At 59.6% G+C, this 24,182-nt stretch carries 20 protein-coding genes; 3 read left to right on the top strand and 17 right to left on the bottom strand.

Annotation, left to right across the window (positions count from 1 at the left end; genetic code table 11):
* From QQJ86_RS00195 to pxpB, 4 genes are all read right to left on the bottom strand, one after another.
* Complete coding sequence (locus tag QQJ86_RS00195; RefSeq protein WP_284318868.1) at nucleotides 1-684, bottom strand: DUF969 domain-containing protein; 684 nt, start codon at nucleotides 682-684, stop codon at nucleotides 1-3.
* On the bottom strand, nucleotides 681-1,472 hold the full coding sequence (locus tag QQJ86_RS00190; protein WP_284318867.1) for a LamB/YcsF family protein: 792 nt from the start codon (nucleotides 1,470-1,472) through the stop codon (nucleotides 681-683). Before QQJ86_RS00190 ends, QQJ86_RS00195 begins: the two co-directional genes overlap by 4 nt.
* Nucleotides 1,469-2,452, bottom strand: coding sequence for a 5-oxoprolinase subunit C family protein (locus QQJ86_RS00185; RefSeq protein ID WP_284318866.1), 984 nt, complete (start codon nucleotides 2,450-2,452; stop codon nucleotides 1,469-1,471). Before QQJ86_RS00185 ends, QQJ86_RS00190 begins: the two co-directional genes overlap by 4 nt.
* Before the next feature lie 162 nt (nucleotides 2,453-2,614).
* Nucleotides 2,615-3,316 carry a 5-oxoprolinase subunit PxpB gene (gene pxpB, locus QQJ86_RS00180; protein WP_284318865.1) on the bottom strand — a complete coding sequence of 234 codons (702 nt, stop codon included), beginning with the start codon at nucleotides 3,314-3,316 and terminating at the stop codon, nucleotides 2,615-2,617.
* Nucleotides 3,317-3,508: 192 nt separating this feature from the next.
* Between pxpB and QQJ86_RS00175 the strand changes: the two genes are divergently transcribed.
* Nucleotides 3,509-4,624 (top strand): helix-turn-helix domain-containing protein, encoded by a 1,116-nt coding sequence (locus tag QQJ86_RS00175; RefSeq protein ID WP_284318864.1) that lies wholly within the window; start codon nucleotides 3,509-3,511, stop codon nucleotides 4,622-4,624.
* Here QQJ86_RS00175 and QQJ86_RS00170 read toward each other — a convergent pair.
* The 13 genes from QQJ86_RS00170 to QQJ86_RS00110 form a co-directional block, all read right to left on the bottom strand.
* On the bottom strand, nucleotides 4,617-6,014 hold the full coding sequence (locus tag QQJ86_RS00170; RefSeq protein WP_284318863.1) for a serine hydrolase domain-containing protein: 1,398 nt from the start codon (nucleotides 6,012-6,014) through the stop codon (nucleotides 4,617-4,619). The two genes, QQJ86_RS00175 and QQJ86_RS00170, sit on opposite strands and share 8 nt — an antisense overlap.
* 344 nt (nucleotides 6,015-6,358) lie before the next feature.
* Nucleotides 6,359-7,444: a GGDEF domain-containing protein gene (locus tag QQJ86_RS00165; protein WP_284318862.1), complete on the bottom strand. Its 1,086-nt coding sequence runs from the start codon at nucleotides 7,442-7,444 to the stop codon at nucleotides 6,359-6,361.
* A 63-nt stretch (nucleotides 7,445-7,507) separates the two neighbouring features.
* Entirely contained in the window at nucleotides 7,508-8,737 is a 1,230-nt protein-coding gene (locus tag QQJ86_RS00160; protein ID WP_284318861.1) for a porin family protein, read from the bottom strand.
* Complete coding sequence (locus QQJ86_RS00155; protein ID WP_284318860.1) at nucleotides 8,734-11,079, bottom strand: putative bifunctional diguanylate cyclase/phosphodiesterase; 2,346 nt, start codon at nucleotides 11,077-11,079, stop codon at nucleotides 8,734-8,736. Before QQJ86_RS00155 ends, QQJ86_RS00160 begins: the two co-directional genes overlap by 4 nt.
* A 4-nt stretch (nucleotides 11,080-11,083) precedes the next feature.
* Nucleotides 11,084-11,722, bottom strand: coding sequence for a carboxypeptidase regulatory-like domain-containing protein (locus QQJ86_RS00150; RefSeq protein ID WP_284318859.1), 639 nt, complete (start codon nucleotides 11,720-11,722; stop codon nucleotides 11,084-11,086).
* A 74-nt stretch (nucleotides 11,723-11,796) separates the two neighbouring features.
* Complete coding sequence (locus QQJ86_RS00145) at nucleotides 11,797-12,807, bottom strand: diguanylate cyclase (protein ID WP_284318858.1); 1,011 nt, start codon at nucleotides 12,805-12,807, stop codon at nucleotides 11,797-11,799.
* Nucleotides 12,804-13,832 (bottom strand): chemotaxis response regulator protein-glutamate methylesterase, encoded by a 1,029-nt coding sequence (gene cheB / locus QQJ86_RS00140; protein ID WP_284318857.1) that lies wholly within the window; start codon nucleotides 13,830-13,832, stop codon nucleotides 12,804-12,806. The genes QQJ86_RS00145 and cheB overlap by 4 nt, the downstream gene beginning before the upstream one ends.
* The gene (locus tag QQJ86_RS00135; RefSeq protein WP_284318856.1) at nucleotides 13,829-16,060 is read right to left on the bottom strand and encodes a hybrid sensor histidine kinase/response regulator; all 2,232 of its coding nucleotides are present in this window, start codon (nucleotides 16,058-16,060) and stop codon (nucleotides 13,829-13,831) included. Before QQJ86_RS00135 ends, cheB begins: the two co-directional genes overlap by 4 nt.
* 5 nt (nucleotides 16,061-16,065) lie before the next feature.
* Nucleotides 16,066-16,752 carry a chemotaxis protein CheW gene (locus QQJ86_RS00130; protein WP_284318855.1) on the bottom strand — a complete coding sequence of 229 codons (687 nt, stop codon included), beginning with the start codon at nucleotides 16,750-16,752 and terminating at the stop codon, nucleotides 16,066-16,068.
* A complete protein-coding gene (locus tag QQJ86_RS00125; protein ID WP_284318854.1) occupies nucleotides 16,749-18,035 on the bottom strand; it encodes a CheR family methyltransferase in 1,287 nt (428 codons plus the stop codon). The genes QQJ86_RS00130 and QQJ86_RS00125 overlap by 4 nt, the downstream gene beginning before the upstream one ends.
* Nucleotides 18,032-18,496 carry a chemotaxis protein CheW gene (locus QQJ86_RS00120; RefSeq protein ID WP_284318853.1) on the bottom strand — a complete coding sequence of 155 codons (465 nt, stop codon included), beginning with the start codon at nucleotides 18,494-18,496 and terminating at the stop codon, nucleotides 18,032-18,034. Before QQJ86_RS00120 ends, QQJ86_RS00125 begins: the two co-directional genes overlap by 4 nt.
* Nucleotides 18,497-18,553: 57 nt before the next feature.
* On the bottom strand, nucleotides 18,554-20,191 hold the full coding sequence (locus QQJ86_RS00115) for a methyl-accepting chemotaxis protein (protein ID WP_284318852.1): 1,638 nt from the start codon (nucleotides 20,189-20,191) through the stop codon (nucleotides 18,554-18,556).
* Between the two features lie 539 nt (nucleotides 20,192-20,730).
* Nucleotides 20,731-21,258, bottom strand: coding sequence for a MarR family winged helix-turn-helix transcriptional regulator (locus tag QQJ86_RS00110; RefSeq protein WP_284318909.1), 528 nt, complete (start codon nucleotides 21,256-21,258; stop codon nucleotides 20,731-20,733).
* A 228-nt stretch (nucleotides 21,259-21,486) separates the two neighbouring features.
* On the opposite strand from QQJ86_RS00110, the gene QQJ86_RS00105 reads away from it, so the two are divergent.
* Both QQJ86_RS00105 and QQJ86_RS00100 read left to right on the top strand, forming a co-directional pair.
* Nucleotides 21,487-22,563 (top strand): HlyD family secretion protein, encoded by a 1,077-nt coding sequence (locus QQJ86_RS00105; protein WP_284318851.1) that lies wholly within the window; start codon nucleotides 21,487-21,489, stop codon nucleotides 22,561-22,563.
* Nucleotides 22,560-24,140, top strand: coding sequence for a DHA2 family efflux MFS transporter permease subunit (locus QQJ86_RS00100; protein ID WP_284318850.1), 1,581 nt, complete (start codon nucleotides 22,560-22,562; stop codon nucleotides 24,138-24,140). The genes QQJ86_RS00105 and QQJ86_RS00100 overlap by 4 nt, the downstream gene beginning before the upstream one ends.
* The last annotated feature ends 42 nt before the right edge of the window (nucleotides 24,141-24,182 follow it).

The raw sequence follows: 24,182 nt of genomic DNA, 5'->3' as shown, positions 1-24,182 counted from the left end.
TCAGGCTCCGGCTTCTTGAGCACGGCGTGCGAGACGGCGCTGGAACAAATAGACACGCACCGACTGGATCACAAAGGCGACGATAGCCGTAGGAAGAGCCCATAGCGCGATGGATAGCGGCGTGAGATCGATACCGTGTTGCGCGTAGAAACTCTGGATAAGCAGCACGGCGCCCAGGGCGATGAACACGTCTTCACCAAAGAAGCGGCCGATGTTGTCGGTGGCTGCGGCAACGGCACGCACCTCATCGCGATCGGCGTCGCTCAAGCCTGGATGAAGTTTCTCCGCGGCCGCCTCGCCCATTGGCGCCAGCAACGGACGAACCGTTTGCGCCGCGCCTGCGATACCGGTGAGACCCAGCATCGCCAACCCTTCGCGCACCAGCAGATAGCCGATCAACAGGCGCGCGAACGTCAGTCCGCGCAATCGCCCCATCCATTGCTGCGCGTGCTCGCGCAATCCAGCATGTTCAAGCAGGCCGATGGCTGGCAAGGTGAGCACGAACAGCAAGAGCATGCGCGAGGAAACGAAACTCCTGCCCAGCAATGCCAGCAGATCAGGCAGATGCAGCCCTGCGAGCAGACCGCTGACGAGCGCCGCGCAAACCACCACGGGGACCGCGTTGAAACGCAGTGCAAAGCCGATGACGATGACCGCGACGCCCAACAGCGGCCAGTAATTCATGTGCGCTTCTCCGTTTGATGCGGAGATGCAATACCGATGTCGGCAGCCTGCAGTGCAGCGCGCAGTTGGCGTGCGAAGTCCACGGCATGCGCGCCGTCACCATGCACGCACAACGTATCGGCTTGCAGTCCGACGATGCTGCCGTCGACGGCACGCACCTGCCCTTCCCGCACCATGGCCATCGCCTGCGCAATGGCCTCGTCGCTTTCCTGAATCACAGCATCGGGTTCACGGCGCGATTGCAGCGTACCGTCAGAACGATAGCGGCGATCGGCAAACGCCTCGGCAACCACCGGTATGCCTGCTGCCCTTCCCGCGTCGATCAGCGCCGAGTTGGCAAGGCCAAACAGATACAACGAAGGATCGAAGTCATGCACGGCACGCGCAATCGCTGCCGCCAGCTTCGCGTCACGTGCTGCCATGTTGTACAGCGCACCGTGCGGTTTCACATGATGCAGCCGTGCGCCGGCCGCCTGCGCGAATCCATGCAGCGCGCCGACCTGATACAGCGTAAGCGCATAGGTTTCGTTTGGCGTCACCGCCATTTCGCGGCGACCAAAACCTTGCAAGTCGGGCAGCGACACGTGCGCGCCAATAGCCACATCATGCTCCACCGCCAAGGCCACGGTGCCGCGCATGATGTCCGGATCGCCACCGTGAAAGCCGCAGGCGATATTGGCCGAGCTGACGATGGCAAGCAGCGCGGCATCGTTGCCCATGCGCCACGCGCCGAAGGATTCACCGAGGTCGCTGTTGATGTCGATCGTCTTGGCGAAGGGGTTTTTCATGAGGATTCCAGCCGTTGTTCGATATGTTGAAGCAGGCACCGCAGTGATTCCTCGCATTCGCGAAGGCGCTGAAACGCCTCATCCATGGACGTTTCCCGGAAATATACGGCATCGCCCGGCCGGCGCTGGGCCATACGTGGAAGATCCACCGCGGCAAGCTGACCGACACGCGGATAGCCGCCCGTAACCGGCGCCTCGACCTGCAACAGGATCGGCTGGCCCGAAGGCGGCAGTTGCAGTGTGCCGGGCAGCGTGGCCTCGGATATCAGCTCCAATGGTTCACGCAGCTGCAGCGGAGTGCCATCCATGCGGCTGCCCGTACGATTGCTGTCCTTGCTGATAGAGAAGCGCTGCGCAAACAGCGCGCGTTGCGACGCGTCGTCGAGTGCTGCGTAGTGATCCCCGCGCATCAATGCCAGCGGTGCCTGCGCATAGTCGAGCCATGGCTGCGGATCAAGACTCCAGCGCAGCGCTTGTACGTGCTTGCGGGAATGAAACCACGGCGCGGTGGCGTGCTCGCCGACAGTCAAGACATCACCAGCCTGGATGCTTCTTCCATCCATCGGACCGATGCATGCGTGCAGATCGGTGCTGCGACTGCCGAGTACGGGTGCGGCGTCGAAGCCACCTCGCACAGCAAGGTAACTGCGACAGCCATGTTGCATGCCGCCGAAACGAAGCAGTGTGCCTGCAGGTAGAAGACAGCTCGTCCAAGGCAGCAACTGTTGATCGTCTGCGCGCGCGTCAATGATTCCACCTGTCACTGCGATCACTGCATCCTGTCGAAAACGCAGCGTAGGACCGGCAAGCGTGATCTCCAGCGCAGCTTCTCCATTGCGGTTGCCCACCAATGCGTTGGCCAAACGCCATGACGACTCATCCATCGCACCCGCGCGCCCTACGCCTAGCGCGGCATAGCCGCGGCGCCCCGCGTCTTGCAGGGTGCTGAGCAATCCGGGCTTGATGACTTCGATGCTCATATCCCGGAGCCCATCCTCGTGCATAGGCACGCAAGATGCGCGGAGTGGCGCCCTCTCCTGCTTGCAGGGGAGGGTTGGGGTGGGGTGAGTACTTGCATGAAACTTCCCCGCAAGTGTTCACTCCCTTCCAACCTCCCCCTGCAAGCAGGGGGAGGAGCTGTTCTAGGTGAGGCGTCGATATTCATGCTCATCAATCACCTGGAAGCGAACACGATCACCCGGCTGCAAAAGGGACGGCGCATCAGCCGTCGGATCAAACAACTGCAACGGCGTGCGACCGATCAATTGCCAACCGCCAGGCAATGCCTGCGGATAGATGCCAGTCTGCTGTCCACCGATGGCCACGCTGCCGGACGGCACGCTCATACGCGGATGGCTCCGCCTCGGCATGGCCAATGCGGGATCGAGGCCAAGCAAGTAAGGAAATCCGGGGGCGAAACCAAGCATGGCAACGCGATAAGTCGGGCGTGTATGGCGCGCGATGACTTCTTCCAGCGATAGCCTCGTGTGCGCGGCAACATCGTGCAGATCTTCGCCTGCCTCTCCGCCATAGCAAACAGGAATGATCAATTCACGTGACGCCGTTTTCGACGCACTTGTTTGCTGCAAAGCAGCGTTGATGGCATCGCGCAGACGCAAGAAGGAAACGCGACCCTCATCATCCAGCCAGTCCATCGGATTGAAGCGCAACAGCAGGCTTGCATAGGCGGGCACGCATTCCACACCAGCGAGACTCGACTGCAGCCGTGCAGCCGCTTCATGCACACGAGCGTTCACTTCGACGTCGATAGTGTCGCCGAAGCGCAAAAGCCACGCGTCTTCCGCGAGCGGCTCGAGCTGCATGGTTGACCAAGCTTGCGTCATGCGTCTTTTCGAATATGCGTGTTGCCGGGATCGGCACCTCAGCCTACGCGGCTAACAAGCTATCGCCAACATCAAGGCATCCAGCATCAGGATACGGTCAAGTGAAAAGCGCTCATCGTGGCGAGCGCGTCCGCTGGGCTAACATAAAATGCCGCCCTTCTCATTGGTGATGCGCTTGCCCTCCGGTTCTCCATGACGTTCTGGACCTTTATCTACATCGCCGGCGCCGTGCAGGCCGCCCTGCTCGCCTTGGCCCTGTGGCGGCAACCCGCAAACCGCGCCGCCAACCACCTGCTGGCGGTGTGGGTGGCGCTGACTGGCGTGGATCTGGCGGTGAAGGCGCTGTATTGGCATCTGTTGTCGCCGGAATGGTTCCGCGCATACCGCTTTGTTGCGCTGTTTCCGTTCCTCTATGGCAGCCTGTTTTATTTGTATGTGCGCGCACTCGTTGAGGAGCGTGGTTTTCGGCTACGCGATGTTAAGCACCTGGCGGGTTTCGGCGTCATGCTGGTACTCAATGGCTATGTCTTCGTCGGCACCCACGCGCAGGTACAAGCGCTATCCGAGCGCTGGATCGCAGGCGAGCGCACCATCGGCGCCTGGTTTGACGGCCCGCTGTTTCTCTACAGCTTGTCCTACGTTCTTGCCGCGCTGTTCCTGGTACGCAGGTACCGCCGGCGGTTGCGCGAACAGCGGTCCGATGCTGATCGATTGTCCTTGCGCTGGATCGATGCCATGGCGGGCTTCCAGGTCGCGATCTGGGGTGTAGCTATCGTGCAGGCGGTGGTGTACCTGCCGATCTTGAACTACGGCTTGTTGTTCGGCCTGGTGGCTGCGTGGGTGTGCATGGTGGGCTGGTTCAGCCTGAGGCAGCCGCCGGTGCCAGCAAAACCGCTGGCACCCCCTTCAGAAAACGAACCCGATTCGACCACAGCGATAGACGCGGCACGCTATGAGGAAGTCGAAGGGCGCCTGACACAACTGATGCGCGGTGATACGCCGCTCTACCTTGAGCCGGCGCTGACCATCGGGCAGTTGGCCAAGCGCAGCGGCTATCCGGAATATCTTGTCTCAGCGGTGATAAACCGGCGCCTGGGCGGCAGCTTCTGTGATTACATCAACCGCCTCCGTGTGGAGGCGGTGCGCGAACGGCTGGCGGACCCGGCCGAATTGCGAACGATCCTCGACCTCGCCTACGCCTGCGGCTTTACCTCCAAATCCACATTCAACGCTGCGTTCAAACGTCAGGTAGGCGATACGCCCAGCAACTACCGTCGTCACCAAACCGCCGCCGCAGAGGTCACCTGACCGCAAGCGTGGCTGGCGAGGTGTGATGCAAGGCGGCGATGATTGCAGCCGTTGCGTTGCCGATGCCGGTGCCTCCACCTTGCACGCTCAGGCCCATCCGCACCACCACCAAGTGCTCGGAGGGCACGATGATGATGTATTGGCCGAAGGCGCCGCGTGCGTAGAACATGTCTTTCGGCAACTGCGGCATACCCCACGGCGCATCCCACACCGGCACGCTGCCCTTGTTCACCAGATTGGTCCAGAAGCCGGCGCCGTAACCTGTGTCGAGCGTCTGCGAGTGGGCATAGGCTGCCCATCCCTCGGGAAGAATGCGCCTGCCGGCCACGACACCGTCATCCAGATAAAGCTGGCCGAAGCGGGCAAAGTCGCGCGCGGAGCCATACATGAATCCGGAACCGAGCAAGGTGCCGCTGGCGTCTGTCTCGATCACCGAATGATTCATGCCTAGCGGCGCGAATAATTCACGACGCACAAACGCTTCGGCGCCGGAAGCGGTGCCACCCGACGCATCACCGACCAGCTTGGACAGCAGCGCGTAACTGAGATTGCTGTAACCCCACGCACTACCGGGCGCATGAGCAAGCGGCATGCGCGCGGCATAGACTGCCGTATCGGTCTCGCGAAACCACATGTGGGTGCTCGGGCTGACCGGACCATTGGTTTCATCAAAAGGCAATCCGCTGTCCATGCGCAGCAATTGATCGATCGTGATGGCGTGATGCGGATCTACGGGCGATGCCCAGTCGGCGATCGGCGCGGCTTGATTCAGGCGCAACGGTCCCTGGCGCACAAGGATGCCGATCAGTGCCTGCGTGACCGACTTGGTGATCGAATGCGCCCAGATCGGCGTCTCCGGACCGTAACCATGAGCGTAGCGCTCGGCGATCAACTGACCGTCGTGCAGCACCACGACGGCCTTGGTCAAGCGTGGATGCGTTGGATCAGGCTCGGCAAAGGCCTGGTCGAGCGCCGCTTGCAGTGCTGGATCGGTTGGCGTGACGACCTGGGAGCCGAAGGCATCGGGTATCACCTGCTCGTTGAACGTAGTTGTTTGTGGAACTGGATCATCACCGTACGCGAGCATGCAGCCCAGGCCATCCCGGTACTCCGAACGGGCATGAAACAGGCCCATCACGGTGCTGCGTACCTCGCGATGCGGGCGGTCCACGACGTAACGCACTGCCCAACTGATACTGTCCATCAGCGGCTGTTGCTCTTCCGCGTAAACCCGATCGGGATCGATGCGGGACACAAAGGTCGCCGCACACAGCGACTGGCTGACCGAGGCAGCGGCGATATGCAGCGCCTCCCGCTTGAACCACAGTACGGCGCCGCCGGCGAGTGCCAGCACAAGCAGATTCAGAAGAACGTATCGGGCGAACTTCATGGCTTGGACTCATGGAGGAAAGGCCGCAGGATGGCGGAGCGCGGCCGCCCATGCGTCCTGTCCGGCGGATTCGTACGGCTGTACTGGCAATTCGGACGAGCTCGTGCCCCTCTCCCTCCGGGAGAGGGGTTGGGGTGAGGGTACGATCAGCGCGCGATCACAACGACTTGCGCGAGAGATTGCTATCACGCTTAGCCCGAACCCTCACCCGCCTCTCGGCACCCCCTCCCGGAGGGAGAGGGATTCACTCGATAAGTTTTTCGAATCGCCGCAGATCAAACAAGAACCGGAAAGCCCAGCAGGCATCGTGTGTTCCCACCAATCGCGCACCCAGCGATGCCGCATCACTCGATAACAGGCCACTTGTAACGAGCGATGGTCCGGCCAGCTGCCACCGGCAACGAAGCATGATGCTTCCGCGACCGCTTCACGGCCGCCATCGCGGCATCGGCTCTATTTAAAAGTGCCTGGACACTAGAGCAGCCTGGTTCGGCCACGACCACCCCGACGCTCGCGCCGTCATAGTCGATAAGCACCGAGTCCAGCTTGAAGCGCCCTCGTGTAGCACCCTCCAATCGCCGGGATAGCGCAACGGCAGCCTCGATGGCCTTTTCGCGTTGCTCTACGGCCAGCACGACGAATTCATCGCCACCTATACGCGTCGCCATGTCGCTGTCGCGCAGCATCCGCCGGAATCGCTTCGCCATCGTCTGCAGCAACTGATCACCGGCCTCGTGTCCATGCCGATCGTTGATCGCTTTGAAGTCATCCAGACCAATCAGGGCTACGATCAACGCCTGATCCTCCTGGCTGGATGCAAGATGCCGCTGCATTTCTTCCAGCAAAGCCCGCCGGTTGGGTAGCTGCGTTACCGAATCGGTCAGGGCCATAGCTGCCAAGGAACTGTTGGCCTGCTGCAACGCTGAGGCCAGCCGATCCCGATCAATCTGCTGACTGATCAATTGGGCGAAGAGTGCCAGCGCGTGAGCGCCCGTCTCAGAGAGCGGCTTGCGCTCGTTGCTTGCAGCGCACAAGGTGCCAAAAAGCTCGCCGCCTTTTTCGCGGACCGGGGCGCTCAAATAAGTAACCACGCCTAACGACCGGGCTATTTCGCAATCTCCCCAGCCGCTCCTGACGTCGTCCGTATAAAACCGGCCTTCGTCCAGTGCGCGTTTGCTGAGCGTGTGCTCCCAAGGTGTCGACAGACCTTCCGGAATAGTCAGGCGATGGGTGTTGCGGGCGTATAAAACACGGAGAACACCCTCCGACTCATCCAGTCGAGTCAGATACGTCGACTCCGTCCCCGTCGCCGCCTGCAGAAGTTCGAGCAGCGGTCGAGCCAATGCCTCCAGCGTGTGCGCATGGGCGACCGTGGCGACCAATGCACCGAAGAGGTTGGAAGGAATAGTCGTACGGGTAACGGGATTCATATGGGACGGATATCGGCCGTTTGCGAAGACCCTAAAGTCCGCCTCGAGCCCACCAATACCTGGCTAATACAACACCCGCACACTCACCTGCACCTGCGTATCGATCACATGCTCGGGCAAACCGTATTGGGCGCGTACTGTCGCCGTGCTGTCGATGCGAAGCACTTCTGCCGTGAAACGCAGATAGTCGCGCGGCCGCCAATTGAGCGCGGCCGTCACCGCATTGCCGTTTTCACCTTTGTGCACGTCGGGGTCGTTAGATGGTTTCCGCGTGCTGAAGTGTTCTATGCGCAGCGCGGGGCGCCATGCGCCGCGATTCCAACCCGCCAGCACGAACGCCGCACGGTAATGCGTACGCCGGTACAGGTCTTCTATCGGTTCGACGGTGGTATCGCCATCCATCGCCTGCGCGATCCAGGTGATGGCATCGGTATCGGTGCGCGCTCCAACGCTCCAGAAACGGGTGCGCCAGGCAGATTGTTGATCGCCATTGGCATAGGGCGCGGTGGCGCCAGGATCGGCATGATTGTCGTAGTACACAAGACTGACACGTGTCTCGCTGGGTGCATGCCAATCGACGGCCGCGTAGTCGCCCCAGTGTGATGTTCCGATGTTGCGAAATGGATCGTAGTAGCGCGGCGGCGTGCCTCCCTCCGCGCTCACCGGAGCATCAGGCTCACGCAAGCGGCTGCCGATGCCTGAAACCAGATCGCCGATCGACCAGCCGCGCATCGCGAGTATCGTGCCGGACGGATCGTCGCGACGGAACACCGCTGCACGCACATCCCAATCGGTGAGCTCGCCGCGATGTTCCAGCACAAACTCGCCGCCTACCGCACGCAACTCTTCGCCCACCCATGTGTTGATGGCCGAAGAACTGAGCGTCCATGGACTGGTCCAGCCAACACCGTCGTTCTCCATCGACACCGGAGGAAAGAACGCGCCGGCGCGCACCGACCAGCGCCATGGCGTCGTAGAAACGGGGCGATAGCGCATCCAACCTTCCAGCAGACTTAAGCCGCTGTGACCGCTGGTTTGATCTTGCAGTTGCGCCAGCGCGAGCAGTTCGGGGGTGATTTGCGCCGCGCCATACACGGCAGCGCCACCAAAGTGAAACTGTGTCTTGCCATCGCCATAACGGGTTTTACCGAAGCCACCGCGTGTCCAACTGGTATCGTCCGGCGCCGCCACCAGGCGCTCGTCGATATAGGCGTGCAGAACGAAGTCCTGCGCGTGCAAGGACGTGGCGACACCCCATACCGCAATGATCGAACACAGTCGGTGTTTTTTCATGCGTGGCTGCTTTTGGGCTGGGTTGTGATCAGATGGGCGAGCGAATCGGCATTCATCGGTCTCGCTACGAAATAACCTTGGGCATGGTCACAGCCGATCGAGGCCAAGTAGTCGAGCGTACCCTCGTCTTCGACACCCTCTGCGGTGACGTGGTAGCCCAAGTCGTGACTGAGCTCTACGATCGAACGCACGATAATTCGATCATCGGAATCGTCGTTCAGATGCTTGATGAAGCTCTGGTCGATCTTCAGCTCGTCAATGGGAAATTTGTGCAGATAAGACAACGAAGACTGGCCCACGCCGAAATCATCAATGGCGATGTGGAAACCTTCTTCGCCCAATTGCTGTAGTACGCGCGATACGGCATCGAATTCGCCGATCACCGCACGTTCGGTGATTTCCAGCGTCAGCTGTTCGTGGGGCAATCGATGCAAGGCGGCCAGATCGACGATGTACTGAGGCAAGTCGGCATCGCCCAGATCGTGGGCGGAAAGATTCACCGCCACGCGCAGTTGCAAGCCCTGTACTCGCCATTGGCTAACCTGCGCAATGGCTGTTTCCAAAACCCAGCGCGTAAGGCGCTGGATATTGCCGGTGTCCTCGGCCATGCCGATAAACACATCGGGCGATATCGCCCCTCGCACGGGATGTTGCCAACGTACTAGCGCCTCCGCACTGTCCAGACGGCGTGTCGGCAGTGTCAGCTTGGGCTGATAAAACAACTCGAGCTGCCCCCGTGTGAGGGCTTCACGCAATTCCCCCATCAACGAAAGCTGCTCGGGGCGATGCGGATCGATGGATGCCTGATAAAACGCCCAGGCCTTGGATGAACCGACCGCGGCGAATTGCGCCGTTTCGGCGTAGCGCAGCAAGGCAACGGCTTGGGTGGCGTGCTCCGGATAGACGGCGATGCCAATCGCGGGAACCATGTCGATGCTCACGTCAGGCTCCGTATAAGGCGTTGCAAGCTCTTCGAGTATGCGGATCGCCGCTTGCACCGCCTCGTCTCTGCTCGTGTTTGGAAGCCAGGTAACGAAATTGCTATCGGTAGCACGTGCAACCTGTGCGCCGTCGGCCATGTGTTGAATGCGCTCGCCCGCGTCGTGCATCAGGCGATCGCAAAGGCCATGCCCCATGGTCTTGATGATGTCTGGCACACGTGTCAGGCCGATCATCAATAAACTGCCCTGCGTTACACCACTGTCCATGTCGCGCGTAATGTCTGCCTCGATCGCCGTGCGATTGGGCAAGCCCGTCACCGCGTCGTGCGTGGCCTGATGGAAAATGCGTTCCTCGCGTTGCTGTACACCTGCCGCCATGGTGCCGATGGCATTGGCGAGCGCGCCGATCTCATCGCGGCGGTGCAAGCGGGGCGGCACGCGGTAATCACCCTGTTCGATGCGCTTGGCCACCGTGGCCAGCCACTCCACCGGGCGCGACACATTGCGCGCGATCACCCACGCACCAAGCAAGCCGGCAGCAAGTCCGAGCGCAAGCAGCGCCGACCATGCCAATGCAAGGTTGTGATAAGGCCGCAAAGCATCATCGAGCGAATAACCAAACAAGATGACGACGGGCGCGCTGTTATACGGGTGCCGCAGCGGCTGTGCCAGCACGATGTAATCGCTCTGAGCAATGCGCCGCAAGCTTGGCTGCGAGGGAAAGTCGCCTGTGACATGTTCCAGGCCGCGTGCAAACGGCGCAGAACGATCACCGAATGCCACGGCCTGCCATTGCACTGGAGCCAGCTGTACCTCCAGCGCAACGTCGCGGCGCAAAGTGCTCAGCTCCTGCATATGCGCGAGCAATTCATCGTCGACCTGCACGTAAACCACCACCAGACCCACGGGCTGCGGCGCATAGATAGGCACGACAACGATCCAGTACACGCGTCCCTGTACCGCGGCCATTTCAGCAGCGCGCTCATAGAAAGCGCGCTGGATCAATTCCGAAAATGGAAAAGACTTGCCGTCGGCATGCACATCGGCGGTGTCCACGGCGATCGTGCCGTCGAGGTTAATGAGCTGCATGCGCGAAGCGCCCACCCGGCGTCCATGGTTGTGCAGTACCGAGAGCACGGTGCCACGATCCCCTTCCGCAATCGCCTGGCGCAACGCAAAGTCCAGGGCCATGACACGCACGTTGCCGGCGATGCGGGCGGAAACATCGTCCATCTGCGCATCGAAGGCTTTGGCATTGGCGACGAGCTGACGCTCACCATCCACGATCAGCGCGCGGCGCGTCACGCCGTAGACGAGCGCCCCGGTTATCAGCTGCACCGTCGCCAGCATCCCTACAAAGAACAGCGCAAGGCGAAGTCGGAAGCCGATGACTGTTCGCATCGCTCTAATAATCCAGGTGTTCGCGATCGACAACACTGCGGGGATCAGGCATCAGTCGCAACGTAAATGGAAGCTCCGGTGCCGCTCCTTCAGGCGGCACGTCAACGTCTGAGCTCGCCAGCGGATGGCCCGGCCACAGCTGCGGATGCCAGACCTTCACGGTGTAGTGACCGGCCGGCAGATCATCGAAACGGGCTTGACCTTGCTGTGTGGTCACCTGCGCCTGGTCGGTGGTCACCACCAGGTACGCGATCATGTGATCGTGGATGTTGCAGCCCAGTGCGATGATGCCGGTACGGTTCAAGACCACGGGCGAGGAGCTTTCACCTGGACTCAAAATAAATTGGAATGCTCCGATCGGGGAGAACGAATAGACGTGATGACGGGTGTTGTCACTATTGCGGAACACCACACTATCACCGGGATGCATCACCTCGACGTAGGGAATGAATGTCTCGCTCTTCTGATCGATGTAATGCGTGCTTGCCGTGGTGGGTGAATTGGCGCGATCAATGGTGACGACTGCATCGCTGACGGGATGGCCGCGATTGTCGATCGTCTTTATCGTCAAGCTTCCAGCGTGGGCAGCCACGGCAATGCCCCAGACGAACAGGCACGGTAGTCGAGAACCCCAGCGCTTCATCGACACATTCCCCTGTTAGTGGGATGGCGTGAAAGATACACATCGCCTGCAAGCCCAGCTAAAAACACGGCACATTACTTGTCAAGCAGCACGACACGATTTCTGCCTTGATGCTTGGCTTGGTAAAGCGCCTCATCCGCCTTTTGGATCAGGTCCACATAGTTTTCTTCGCGTTTGGGGACACATTGCGCACCGCCGATACTCACGGTGATCACATCACCCACGCTGGAGGATGTATGCGGAATACCGGCCTTCTCCACATCGCTACGCAAACGTTCGGCAACAAGCTCGGCCGATTCGGCCGGGTCGGGCAGCATCACCACCAGGAATTCTTCGCCGCCGAAACGGGCAGCCAAGTCGGTGGGACGCCGGCAGTAACCCTGAATGATGGCCGCTACTTTTTTCAGCACCTCGTCACCGGCCAGGTGGCCGTGGCTGTCGTTGTAGCGCTTGAATTTGTCGACGTCGATCATCAGCACGGCCATCCATTGCGCTTTACGGATTGCATAGCGCCATTGATTGTCGATGAATTGATCGAGGTAACGACGGTTGCTGAGACCGGTGAGTCCATCCACGTGGGTCAGCCGTTCCAGCGCCAAGTTCTTTTCCACCAGTTGCCGCTGGCTTTCGCGTAACGCGCGAAACACCTCGTCGCGTTGAATCTGGTTGGTATAGGCCTTGGAGTGATAGCGGACTCGCGCTATCAGTTCGATTTGATCGGGCAGCTTGACCAGGTAGTCATTCGCTCCCAGGGAGAAGGCTTCGCTCTTGATGGCAGGCTCTTCCTCCGAAGACAGAACGATTACGGGAACATCATGCAACGCTGTGTGCGCCCGGTACTGGCGCAGCAGATCCAGGCCACTGGCATTGGGCATCACCAGATCCTGCAGAATGACGGTCGGCTTGACCTGTTCGGCGATGCGCACCGCGTCAGCACCGTTATCGCAGTAGTGAAAATGAATCTCCGGTTGATCTGCCAGCGCTCGGCGCACCGCTTCGCCGATCATCGCCTGATCGTCGACCAGCATCACCATGGTCCGGTATTCGCCGGACAGTGCAGACATTGCAGGGCCGGGCTCGTTCATGACTTGCTCCGCTTAAGAGAAGAGGCGGAGCACAGGCTGACCAGCCGCGAAGCCATGTGTTCCACCGGAAGAATATCGACTGCGGCATCCAGGGCTATCGCAGCCTTGGGCATGCCGAATACCGCACAGCTCGCTTCGTCCTGGGCAATCGTGTGATAGCCCGCGTCGCGCATGGCTTTCAACCCACGCGCACCGTCACGCCCCATGCCGGTGAGCAGCACACCGATGGCGTTGCCCTGCCAATAGCGAACCACGCTTTCGAAGAACACGTTCACCGATGGGCGATGCACGTATTCGCGCGGAATCGGCGTATAGCCAAGATGACTCCTATCCTTCAGTGCCAAGTGATCGCCTGTGGCAGCCATCAGCGCCATGCCCGGCGTGGTCCGATCACCTTCTTTGGCTGCACGCACCGGCAATGCAGCTTGTTCGTTCAGCCAGTTGGCCATGCCTTCGGCAAAACGGGCGTCCACATGCTGGACGATGACGATGGATGCGGAAAAATCCCCGGGCAACGCGGACAGCAATGTGGCCAGTGCAGCCGGTCCACCTGCGGATGCGCCAATCGCGATCAGGGGCGCGTGCTGCCACGTTGTCAATGAATCCAGACGCGCCTTGCTTACAGCGGCACGCTGGCGATCGCCGATCAGCTTGTCGATGACATCGAGTTTCGCCAGCAAGGATTGAACATCCTGCGGCTGTCCCATGCGCGGTGTACTGACAGCATCCAGCGCGCCGTACCCCATGGCCTCGAACACGCGCGAAGCATGCGCGCCTACGTCTACGGTGACGATCAGGATCGGACATGGCGCTGCGGCCATGATTCGCCGCGTTGCCTCCACGCCATCCATGCCGGGCATCACAATATCCATGAAAAGCAGATCAGGAGGATCTTGTTCGCAGCGTGCTACGGCCTCGATACCATCGTGGGCCACCCATGCCACCGTACAGCCCGGCCTTTGTGCGATGGCGCGCCGCAGTGCTTCCACTGCCATAGGAAGATCGTTCACGATGCCGATTTTCATGCGTCCGCCTCGCCAATCAAATCCATCACCGCCTGCAGCAATGATTCGTCGTGGAAGCTGCCCTTGGCGAGGTAATAGTCCGCGCCTGCTTCCAAGCCGCGCCTGCGATCCTCTTCTCGGTCTTTGTAACTGACGATCAGCACCGGCGTGGTTTTCAGATGTGCGTCCTTCTTGATCAGCGTCACCAGTTCGATGCCATCCATGCGTGGCATGTCGATATCGGTCACCATCAGGTCGTAGTGGGCGGTGCGTATCGCGTTCCAGCCATCCATGCCATCGATGGCGACTTCCACTTCGTAACCCGCGTTGTCGAGCAGCGTTCTCTCCAACTCACGCACGGTAAGTGAGTCATCCACCACCAACACGCGTTTGCGCTTTACGCGCGCGGATTCGGCTCCTGCACGTAGCGTGCCCAGATCATGCGTGGCAATTAGCTTTTCCACCGAGCGCACCAGGTCTTCGATGTCCACGATCAATGCCGGCCGCCCATCCTCCATCAACGCGCCAGCCGCGACATTCCTGATCTTGCCCAGGCGATGATCGAGCGCGCGCACCACCAACTCGTGCTCGCCCAATAGGCGGTCTACCGCCAAGCCGTACATGTCGCTGCCGGCATCGCCGATCACGATCACCGGCAAATCCTCTTCGATGCTCTGCGTACCGCCCTGAAGCACTTGTTGTGTGCTGATCAGTCCAATGGCGCGCCCATCCAGTTGGAAGAACTGCCGGCCTTCCAGCACTTCGATTTGATCCCTGCCCAGCTTTAGCGTGCGCACCACGGCAGCAAGCGGGAAGGCATATGGCTCGCCGCCGACATCCGCCAACAGTGCACGCACAACCGATTGACTCAAGGGCAGCAGCAATTGGAAATGCGTACCCTTCCCCGCCGTGCTGAATACGCGCACACTGCCGCGCAACCGTTTCACCATCGTGCGAACGACATCCAGGCCCACGCCGCGTCCCGAAATATCGGTGACGCTGTCTTTCATGCTGAAACCAGGCAGGAACAGGAATTCCAGTAGCTCTTCATCCGAAAGCCGGGCAGCGGTTTCCTCCGTAGTGAGCTTGCGTCGGACGATGCCCTCGCGCAGCCGCCCCAGATCGATGCCGCGACCATCATCGGATACTTCAATCTGCAGCATGCCGCCATGATGACGCGCTTCCACTCGCACCAGGCCATCCATCGGCTTGCCCATGGTACGGCGTTCCTCCGGTGCGCAAATGCCATGATCGATCGCGTTGCGTACCAGGTGTCCAAGCGGCGCTTCGAGTTTTTCCAGGATCTCCCGGTCGACGTGCGTGGATTGACCCACGAGTTCCACGCGCACCTGCTTGCCTAGCGCGCGTGCTACATCGCGTGCCATGCGCGGCAACCAGAGCACCCCATCGGTGAATGGCCGCATGCGGCACGACATCGCTTCGCTGTACATCAAATGCGCAAGATTGGAAGCACGATGATCATGCATTTCCAGTTCGGCGAGGCGTTTCCCCATGCCATGATGCGACTGCAGAACCAGCCGCCGCACTTCATTCAGCGCGTGTACGCTCTGCTCGTTCAAAGCGCTTTCCGGCAACGCACCGCGCAGGGTTTCTATGGCCCGGTCGATGTCGTAATGCAGGCGCTTGAGTTTCAGCATCGACTCGGAAAAAGGACGCAGCCAGCGCGATTCGACCAGCGCTTCGCCCGTCAATCCGAGCAAGCGGTTCAAATGCGCCGAGGTAACGCGCAAGACTTGCTCATGCGCTTCGTGCGGAGATTCGACTACGGCAACGTCTTCTGGCTTTCTCTCGGACGCAGCTGGCGCGGGTTTGTCCTCGCGCGTCTCCGCATCCCTGTCCGGAAAGCTGGCCAGCGCACCTTTGAGATCACTCAACGCGGTTGCCACCTCCCCGCTGCGAGCTTCTTCCCATTGATTGAGCTCGGTTTGCGACGTTTTGGCGATGCGATTGAACAGATCTACACAGCGCAATAGCACGTCAATATGATCCTGTCTCAGCAGGATGTCGCCTCGCTGCGCCGCGACGAAGGTATCCTCCATCGCATGCGAAACATGTACGCCGGCATTCACGCCTACGATGCGCGCGGCCCCCTTCAGCGAATGCGCCGCACGCATGCAGGACTCCAAATGCTCGCTTGCGGCCGGATCGCGTTCCAGCGCCAATAAACCAGACGTCAGCACCTGCGCCTGGCTTTCGGTCTCCAGACGAAACAGATCCAGCATCGACATATGGCTCAGGTCGTTGCTAATGACAGGCTCCGATTCAGAGTGGCGATGAGCAACTGCTCATCCAGGATGCCGATCGTTTGATCCTGCCAGGGCAGCATGGCCTTGATATAGGTGGCCGTTGCCCTCGCGAGGGTGGAAGGCACTTCGCGCAGATCATCAGGATGAAACCGCAGCGTGCCGTGCACGTCATCGACAAGAAACGCCGTGTGTGTCCCCTCGTATTCGATCATCATCAGGCGCCAGTCCGATATCCGGCGCTTTTCGGCTTTCTTTGCCACGGTCTGTTCCAGACCCAGCAGTTTCGACAACGATACGCACACCACCAGTTCACCGCGGATATTGGCCAAGCCAAGTACCGCGCCTTTGCGTCGATCGGGCAAGGCGTGCACGGCGCGACTGCTCACGACTTCCTTGAACAGGCCGGTGGGCATGGCCAACCATTCCGCACCCACGTGGAACACGAGTATGGATTGCGTGCCGGCGCGCACAGCTTCAACTTCTTTGCGAGCAAGATGCGCGGTCCAATGCTGCAGATATTCTTCAGGCAACTGCCGGTCGAGCAGATCCATCGCTGCCGCCGAGTGCACGGGGCAATTGCGACAGTGGATGTGTTTTTTCAGCTCTGGGCACGAACGGTCACCCCGCACGCCAATCGTGTTCCAGCAATCGTGGATGCGGCGTTGCGCGTTCATCGGCACGCATCTCCCTGGCCGCTGGCAGATGTGCCGCTCAGGCGACGCAAGCGGTTGCGCAGCACTTTCGCGCCCGCGTCATCACCCTGCTTTTCCAGCAACAAGGCCAGATGCGACATCGCTTCGGAATGCTGCGAATCGAGATAGAGCGCTTTGCGGAAATACGCGATGGCTTCGTGTTCGCGGCCAGCCGTCTTGCTGAGCAATCCCATCAGATGACAGGACTGCGCGGATACGCCGTGCTCTTGTACATACGACTCGCAGATGTCAGTGGCTTCGTGCAGGCGCCCCTGATCGGCCAGTCGCATGGCTTCGGCGATGCGGTCGTGCTTTGGCGAAGGCGGAAGTGATGGAGGTATCGGCTTCTTTTCGCTTGGCCTGGGCGGCACGGCAGCAGGCTGCGCACGCGATACGGGCATAACCTTTTTGCTTGCGCCCGGGGGCACCGGTTTATGTCGTTCCGGTGCGCGCGGTGAGACAGAAGCAGGCTCTCCCGGCAATCGAAGCGCATACGCTTGCGGGATTTTTTCCAACACGAAACCAAGCGTGATCAGCAGCCCGGTTTCGGAAGACCCAACGAACAAAATGCCTTGCGGTTTCAGCAGACGGCGCAATGTCATCACCACCCGCTCTTGCGTGGGGCGATCGAAGTAGATCAGCAAATTCCGGCAGAACACGATGTCGTAAAGGGCTTCGCCCGGCATGAAGCCTGGGGCAAGGATATTGTTCTGCTGAAAGTGCACACTGGCGCGCACCGTGTCATTCAAGCGCCAACCCGCCGTCGTCCGTGAAAAATAGGTCTCGCGAAAATCCAGCTCCGTTCCGCGGAACGCATTCGATCCGTATACCGCCATAGCCGCCTGTGCCAAAGCCCGGCTGCTGATATCCACCGCATCAATGCGATAGCAGGTCGACGGTAAGCCGCATTCCTGGAGCGTCATCGCGATCGTGTAGGGCTCTTCGCCGCTCGAGCATGGCACGCTCAAAATGCGCAAACTTCCCGGCGGAGACAGCCGCAGTTCGTTGTTCTCTACTCGTTTCGCTAGTGCGGAAAATGCTTCGCGATCACGAAAAAACCAGGTTTCCGGCACCACGATCGCTTCGATCAATTCCTGCATTTCACTGTGCGAATGGTGCACACGCTGCGAATAAGCCTCGAAGCTGCGTATGGCGCACGCCGCCATCCGCTCCTTCACCGCGCGCTCCACAGAGGAACGACCGATGGAAGCGGCGTCCAGCCCCATCCGGTCTTTGAGCATCTGCTCCAATGCAGGCAGGCTCATGAAACGGCCGCCTGTTCAGCATAGATGGCATGCCGCAGTTCCGGCGACAGCAGCCGTTGGGCATCCACCCATTGAATGATGCCGTTGTCGTCCGTGCATATCGGTCCCAGATAGGGCGCACCGTCATTGCGCACACCGGAGGCCACGAAATCCGCCGCATCACGTCGCCATGTGCCGGTCGCCTTCTCCGCCATCAGGCCAAGCATGTGATTGCGGCCATTGCCGCCGGTGTAGTGCACAATGATGATGCGCGTACTCATTCGACGCTGTGCGGCTTGCCGCAACGCCAACTCGCTCAGATCGATCACTGGCACCGGTTCACTGTGATAATCCATCAAGCCGGCGAGCCCAGGAGGCGCCTGCGGCAGCTGTTTGATGTTCACCAGCGGCACGACTTCCACGACCTGGGCGGTATCCAGTGCGTATCGATCCTGGCCAAGTCGGAACACGAGGAACAGCATGCGCGTCGCTCCTGGAGAACCCCAACCACCCAATGCTCCGTAGTACCGCTTTTCCAATTACTCAGTGATCAGCTTGAATTTCGAAATACCCGCGCGCAACAGATTCGATACATGATTCAAACCGTCGATCGCAGCACCGGACTGGCGCAGCGATTCCACCGTCTGCTGTGCCGCTTCGCTCAGTTGTGTCAGCGATTGCGTAATCTGTTCCGCACCACTGGATTGAGCTTGCATGCCTTCGTTCACCGCCTCTACCCGTGGCGCCAGCGCTTGCACCTGCACGATGATCTGCGTCAGCTGGTTACTGACCTGCTGAATTTCGTACACGCCACGGCGCACCTCTTCGGAGAACTTGTCCATGCCCATCACGCCGGCGGACACCGCGGACTGGATTTCCTTCACCATCTGCTCGATGTCGAAGGTCGCGACCGCGGTCTGATCCGCCAGGCGCCGGATTTCCACGGCCACCACGGAGAAGCCGCGACCGTACTCACCGGCCTTTTCCGCTTCGATCGCGGCATTGAGCGACAACAGATTGGTTTGATCGGCGACCTTGGTGATGGTGGTGACCACCTCGTTGATATTGGTCGCCTTCTCGCTCAGCACTGCCAGCTTGGCATTGATCGATTTGGCGGCATCCATCACGTTACGCATCGTTTCTTCCATGTGCGTAAGGCCCGTCTGACCATCACCCGCCAGCGTTGCCGATTGTTCCGCGAAGACGGCTACTTCGCCGATGGTTTTCGACAATTCGCGCGCCGTGGCAGAAATTTCCTTGGACGTGGCACCGATTTCAGCCGTGGTTGCAGCAATCTCGGTAGCGGTAGCCTGTTGTTCCTTCGCGGTGGAGGCAATCTCCGTCGCTGACGTGTTCACCTGTATCCCGGAGGTCTGCACCTGCCCCACCAAGGCGACCAGTTCGTCGCTCATGCGGTTGAAGCCGCGCGCCAGATCGCCAAATTCGTCCTGACGTTGCAAGTCGAGCCGGTGCGAAAGATCCCCGGAGCCCAAGCGCACCGACATATCCAGCAAGCGTGACAATGGATGTGTCGTGGACTGCAGCATCCAGAAAACCAGACCCATGCTGATTGCCAGTGCGACAAGCAGGAATATGACGATGATGGTTCGCGTGGACTGATAGGCGTTGTCGACCATTAGTCGTTTGTCATTAACGACGTTGACTTCCACGTTGACCAGATTGGTGAGCCGTTCGATGAGGATGGTTTGCGCAGGACGCATTTCAGTCATCAGCTTGGTCTTGGCGTCCTTCAGTTGCCCATCCTGGGTCAGGCGAAGAAATTGATCTTCCAGCGGGAGATAGTTTTCTCTGGCAGCCACGACACTACTCAGCGCCTCCTTGCCCTCTTTCGTGACGACGTTGGCCTTCAGCCATTCCATGTCTTCGTTGCGTTTGAGCCTTGCCTGATTGATCGCTTCGACGGCTTTCTTGATGTCGTTCGGGTCGTCCATCAGCGATATATCGCGGGTATGCTGCGCGGTTTGCAGCAAGCCTACGATCCAGTCATAGGACGTCGTCAGATTCACCAGCTTGACGCGACTCAAGTCTTCGAACTGATCGTAAGTGGTAGACGTACGCCACAGCGCAACAATCGAGATAAGGCAGGTAATGGCCAGTGCACCGCCGAAACCGAGTAGCAGGCGATGTGCGACTTTGAGGTTGTTCGTCCCCTTCATCTGCGTCTCCCCTTATTCGTGTTGTACGACGGGACTACAACGCACTGTGAAGCCAAGCCAGACCGGTCATTGCCGGCCCTTGTGCACATTGATAATCAGACGACGAAGCTTATGCGAGTCGACATGCGGCCCCTACAAGCTCGCTGCCTGGTAAAGCCATCCTCGTGTTTCCTGCCCAACGCCTGGGGAATGTTGGGGGTTTTTCTTTGGTCGGAATCAATCGCCAGCGCCATTCCTAAACGCCCACGCCACGATTGTTTGGCGCCCCCTTACCCCGCCACGATTCCAGCCAGAAGACCGTGAAGGCCAAGTGAAAATACGGCTTGGTCTGCGGCATCTCCAATCGGAGCTGTGGAGGCTCCATATGACTTGAGAAGACCGAGCTGCGTCCGTTTCAAGTTTGCAGCTGCGTCGTGCCTTCGACAAATGTTCTCGCATACATGAAAGTCAAAACGAAACATGGAACAAACCACTCCCCTGCAAGCAGGGGAGGTAGCAGATTTCGCCTTGCATAAAGAAGACGTCCGAAGTGCACGAGCTTACTGATTGGCTTCGTCCTCAGCGACTTTCAAAAAGCCATCTCTGATACGCGCCAGGAGCCTTTGAAACAAGGCAAGCTCTTCCGGTGAAACATCGGCAAGTGCATTGGCGAGCCGGCTCGCGTTGAGATCCATCGCGCTCGTAAAGATTTCCCTGCCCTTCTCCGTGAGCGTGGCGAGCAAGCGACGGCGATCTTGCTGATCGCCCACCGAGCGCACCAAGCCTTCTTGCTCCAGCGAAAACATCAAGGCAGAAACGGTCGCACGTTTCACCTGCAGCGTCGCAATGATTTCCTGGTGCGGCACCAGTCGATCACCCGCTCCCCATAACAGCGCCAGCGTCTGAAACCGTGCAGGCGAACCGGCGGTGCCCTCCAACCATCCGTTCAACACGTTAGTGATCTGCTGGGTGGCCGATTTGAGCAGGAACACCGTCTCCAACCGTTGACCCGCAGCCACCGGAAAACGCTGCAGGTAGGCCTCGCGCAGATAGGGCGTCGGGAAATTGGTCTGCTCGCTGGAGTCCATGTCTTTCAAGGGATTACCTCTCTCCGGAACGATCCGGCGCTGGACAGTATGTTAAATGACAAATGACACCAGGCAATGATTCTGGAAGAAAAACAGTGACATAAAAATACTACGCCTCCTAATTGTATGGCAGTTGACTTGTTTGTCAGCTTACATTATTGTCTGCCGCCATACAAATATGCCAGCTTGCGATGGGCGCCAGCCGGCTTCTGAATGGAGGAGTTGGTCATGAGCAACACCGAAACGCAGGACAAGGCAAAGCCCCGTTCCCTGCCCCGTAAAACCCGGATCGCGGTAGCCGTGACCGCGGTCGCACTGTTGGTCGTCAGCGGCGTCGCCTATGCCGTCATGGCGGGTCGCGATGTTTCCACCGACGACGCTTACACGGATGGCCGTGCGGTCACCGTCGCCCCGCACGTAGCTGGATACGTTTCCGAACTCGACGTCACCGACAATCAATTCGTCCATCGGGGTCAGGTACTCGTTCGCATTCAATGCACGGACTATCTCGCCGCCCGGGATCACGCACAGGGCGCGCTCGAATCCGCCGAAGGGCAGCTGGCCGTCGCGCAATCGGATCTGGATCTGGCCAAGATCACCTACCCCGCGCGATTTGCAGCAGCGCAAGCCACACTCTCCACGGAACGCGCCAACCTTTTCAAAGCGCAGTCCGAATTCCATCGCCAGCATGACATCCCCAAAGAAGCCACCACGTCGCACGACGTCGACTTCGCCACCGCCACTCGAAACGCAGCAGAAGGCGATGTGGCTCAGGCACAGGCGCAAGCGCGCATAGCGCAACCGGTGGATCTCAACATCGCCGAGGCGCAAGCGCATGTTGAGCAACTTCAAGGTGAAGTGAAGCGCGCGCAAGCCGATCTGGACCAGGCCAAGCTCAATGTCGGCTATTGCGATGTCGTAGCGCCGCAAGATGGCTGGGTGACCAAGCGCGGTGTCGAGAAGGGCGATTACATCCAGACGGGTCAGCAATTGTTTGCCATTGTCAGCCCGGAAGTGTGGGTTACCGCCAACTTCAAGGAAACCGAACTCACGCACATGCGCGTAGGCCAACATGTGTCCATTGCCGTGGATGCGTATCCCAACCTCAAGCTCAAAGGCCATGTGGATAGCATCCAGGCCGGTTCCGGCGGCAAGTTCACGGCGTTCCCGGCTGAGAACGCCACCGGCAACTTCGTGAAGATCGTGCAACGCGTGCCGGTGAAGATCGTGATCGACTCCGGCCTGGATGCGAAGCAGCCGCTACCGCTGAATCTCTCGGTTGAACCGACGGTAGAACTGCAATGAGCGCCGAAGCTTCAGTGCATGACGTCGCATGGAAACCACGCGGCAATCCGTGGTTGATTGCGGTGGTGGTGACGCTCGCCGCATTCATGGAAATTCTCGACACCACCATCGTCAACGTGGCCCTGCCCCACATTGCCGGCAGTCTGTCGAGCAGCCCCGACGATGCAACCTGGACGCTCACTTCGTATCTCGTCGCCAACGGCATCGTGCTTACCATTTCCGGTTGGCTGGGTACGGTGATCGGCAGGAAGCGCTACTTCCTGATCTGCATTGCCATGTTCACGGTGTGCTCGCTGCTGTGCGGGCTGGCGCAAAGCCTTCCGCAATTGATCGTGTTCCGTTTGCTGCAGGGTTTCTTCGGCGGTGGCTTGCAACCGAATCAGCAAGCGATCGTAGTGGATTCCTTCGAGCCCCAGAAACGCGGCGCAGCGTTCGCCATCACCGCGATTGCGACCGTGGTAGCGCCGGTGCTTGGTCCCGTGCTCGGCGGCTACATCACCGATCATGTGACGTGGCGCTGGATCTTTTTCATCAATATTCCGGTCGGCATTTTTGCTTGCATTGCTGTCGCAGCACTGGTGGACGATCCGCCGTGGGCCGTCAAGCAGAAGCGCTCTGTGGATTACATCGGTTTGGCACTGATCACGCTTGGCCTGGGCTGCATGCAAGTGATGATGGATCGCGGCGAGGACGAAGGCTGGTTTCAATCGCCCTTCATCGTTCACATGACCATTCTGGCCGTTCTCGGCATCGCCGGCGCTGTGGTGTGGTTGTTGATCGCCAAGAAGCCCATCGTGAATTTGCGTGTCTTCAAGGATCGCAACTTCGCCGTCAGTTGCGGCCTGATCATGGGCATGAGCTTCATCCTTTATGGAGCGGCCGTGCTCATTCCGCAATTTGCGCAGACAACGATCGGCTACACCGCCACCTTGGCCGGACTCGTACTGGCACCGGGTGGCCTCGTCATCATCATGCTGATTCCGCCGGTCGGGCGGCTCATGAAAGTGGTGCAACTGCGTTATCTGATCGCCGTGGGTTTCGGAATCATGATGTTGGCGTTCTGGTATTCGAGCAAGCTAGTACCGAACATCGATTTTCATACGCTTACGGTCATGCGCAGCTTGCAGGCCGCGGGGCTTGGATTCCTGTTCGTGCCCATCAGCATCATGGCGTATCACAGCCTGCCTCGTTCGCTCGGGGCCGACGCTTCCGCCCTTTTTGTCATGTTCCGCAACGTTTCGGGCTCGGTCGGCATATCCATTGCCACCGCGGTTGTTTCGGAACGTACGCAAGCAAGTCAGGCGCATTTGTCCACGTGGCTGACGCCATTCAATCAGTCGTTCAACGCGCTGGTTGCACAAAACGAAGCAGCGCTGCAATCGTTAGGCCGCGCTGCAAGCACGTTGCACGAAACGGCTGTGGGATATGCCTTCCAGACCTTGAAACATCAGGCCTCCGTGCTGGCCTACGCCGATACCTTCATCTACTTCGCTGTGCTGGCTGCGGCCATGATCCCGCTGGCGATGCTGCTGTCGCCCGTCAAAGACGGCGGCCACGCTGCCGCGCCCATGCACTAAATCCCTTTGTAATGACTGCATTCTCGATAATCGAGGACAAAC

It is taken from the genome of Dyella acidisoli, from assembly GCF_030160295.1.
In the GTDB taxonomy this organism is placed as follows: domain Bacteria; phylum Pseudomonadota; class Gammaproteobacteria; order Xanthomonadales; family Rhodanobacteraceae; genus Dyella_B; species Dyella_B acidisoli.
The sequence above is the reverse complement of the archived record's forward strand: the minus strand, read 5'-3'. Positions and strand labels throughout refer to the sequence as shown.

Coding starts and splice junctions, on each gene's coding strand:
- QQJ86_RS00150 (WP_284318859.1), bottom strand. CDS start 11,722: ATGAAGCGCTGGGGTTCTCGACTACCGTGCCTGTTCGTCTGGGGCATT.
- QQJ86_RS00170 (WP_284318863.1), bottom strand. CDS start 6,014: ATGAAGTTCGCCCGATACGTTCTTCTGAATCTGCTTGTGCTGGCACTC.
- QQJ86_RS00120 (WP_284318853.1), bottom strand. CDS start 18,496: ATGCTGTTCCTCGTGTTCCGACTTGGCCAGGATCGATACGCACTGGAT.
- QQJ86_RS00100 (WP_284318850.1), top strand. CDS start 22,560: ATGAGCGCCGAAGCTTCAGTGCATGACGTCGCATGGAAACCACGCGGC.
- pxpB (WP_284318865.1), bottom strand. CDS start 3,316: ATGACGCAAGCTTGGTCAACCATGCAGCTCGAGCCGCTCGCGGAAGAC.
- QQJ86_RS00175 (WP_284318864.1), top strand. CDS start 3,509: ATGACGTTCTGGACCTTTATCTACATCGCCGGCGCCGTGCAGGCCGCC.
- QQJ86_RS00110 (WP_284318909.1), bottom strand. CDS start 21,258: ATGGACTCCAGCGAGCAGACCAATTTCCCGACGCCCTATCTGCGCGAG.
- QQJ86_RS00195 (WP_284318868.1), bottom strand. CDS start 684: ATGAATTACTGGCCGCTGTTGGGCGTCGCGGTCATCGTCATCGGCTTT.
- QQJ86_RS00125 (WP_284318854.1), bottom strand. CDS start 18,035: ATGAGCCTGCCTGCATTGGAGCAGATGCTCAAAGACCGGATGGGGCTG.
- QQJ86_RS00165 (WP_284318862.1), bottom strand. CDS start 7,444: ATGAATCCCGTTACCCGTACGACTATTCCTTCCAACCTCTTCGGTGCA.
- QQJ86_RS00130 (WP_284318855.1), bottom strand. CDS start 16,752: ATGAACGCGCAACGCCGCATCCACGATTGCTGGAACACGATTGGCGTG.
- QQJ86_RS00190 (WP_284318867.1), bottom strand. CDS start 1,472: ATGAAAAACCCCTTCGCCAAGACGATCGACATCAACAGCGACCTCGGT.
- QQJ86_RS00185 (WP_284318866.1), bottom strand. CDS start 2,452: ATGAGCATCGAAGTCATCAAGCCCGGATTGCTCAGCACCCTGCAAGAC.
- cheB (WP_284318857.1), bottom strand. CDS start 13,832: ATGAAAATCGGCATCGTGAACGATCTTCCTATGGCAGTGGAAGCACTG.
- QQJ86_RS00160 (WP_284318861.1), bottom strand. CDS start 8,737: ATGAAAAAACACCGACTGTGTTCGATCATTGCGGTATGGGGTGTCGCC.
- QQJ86_RS00115 (WP_284318852.1), bottom strand. CDS start 20,191: ATGAAGGGGACGAACAACCTCAAAGTCGCACATCGCCTGCTACTCGGT.
- QQJ86_RS00155 (WP_284318860.1), bottom strand. CDS start 11,079: ATGCGAACAGTCATCGGCTTCCGACTTCGCCTTGCGCTGTTCTTTGTA.
- QQJ86_RS00135 (WP_284318856.1), bottom strand. CDS start 16,060: ATGTCGATGCTGGATCTGTTTCGTCTGGAGACCGAAAGCCAGGCGCAG.
- QQJ86_RS00105 (WP_284318851.1), top strand. CDS start 21,487: ATGAGCAACACCGAAACGCAGGACAAGGCAAAGCCCCGTTCCCTGCCC.
- QQJ86_RS00145 (WP_284318858.1), bottom strand. CDS start 12,807: ATGAACGAGCCCGGCCCTGCAATGTCTGCACTGTCCGGCGAATACCGG.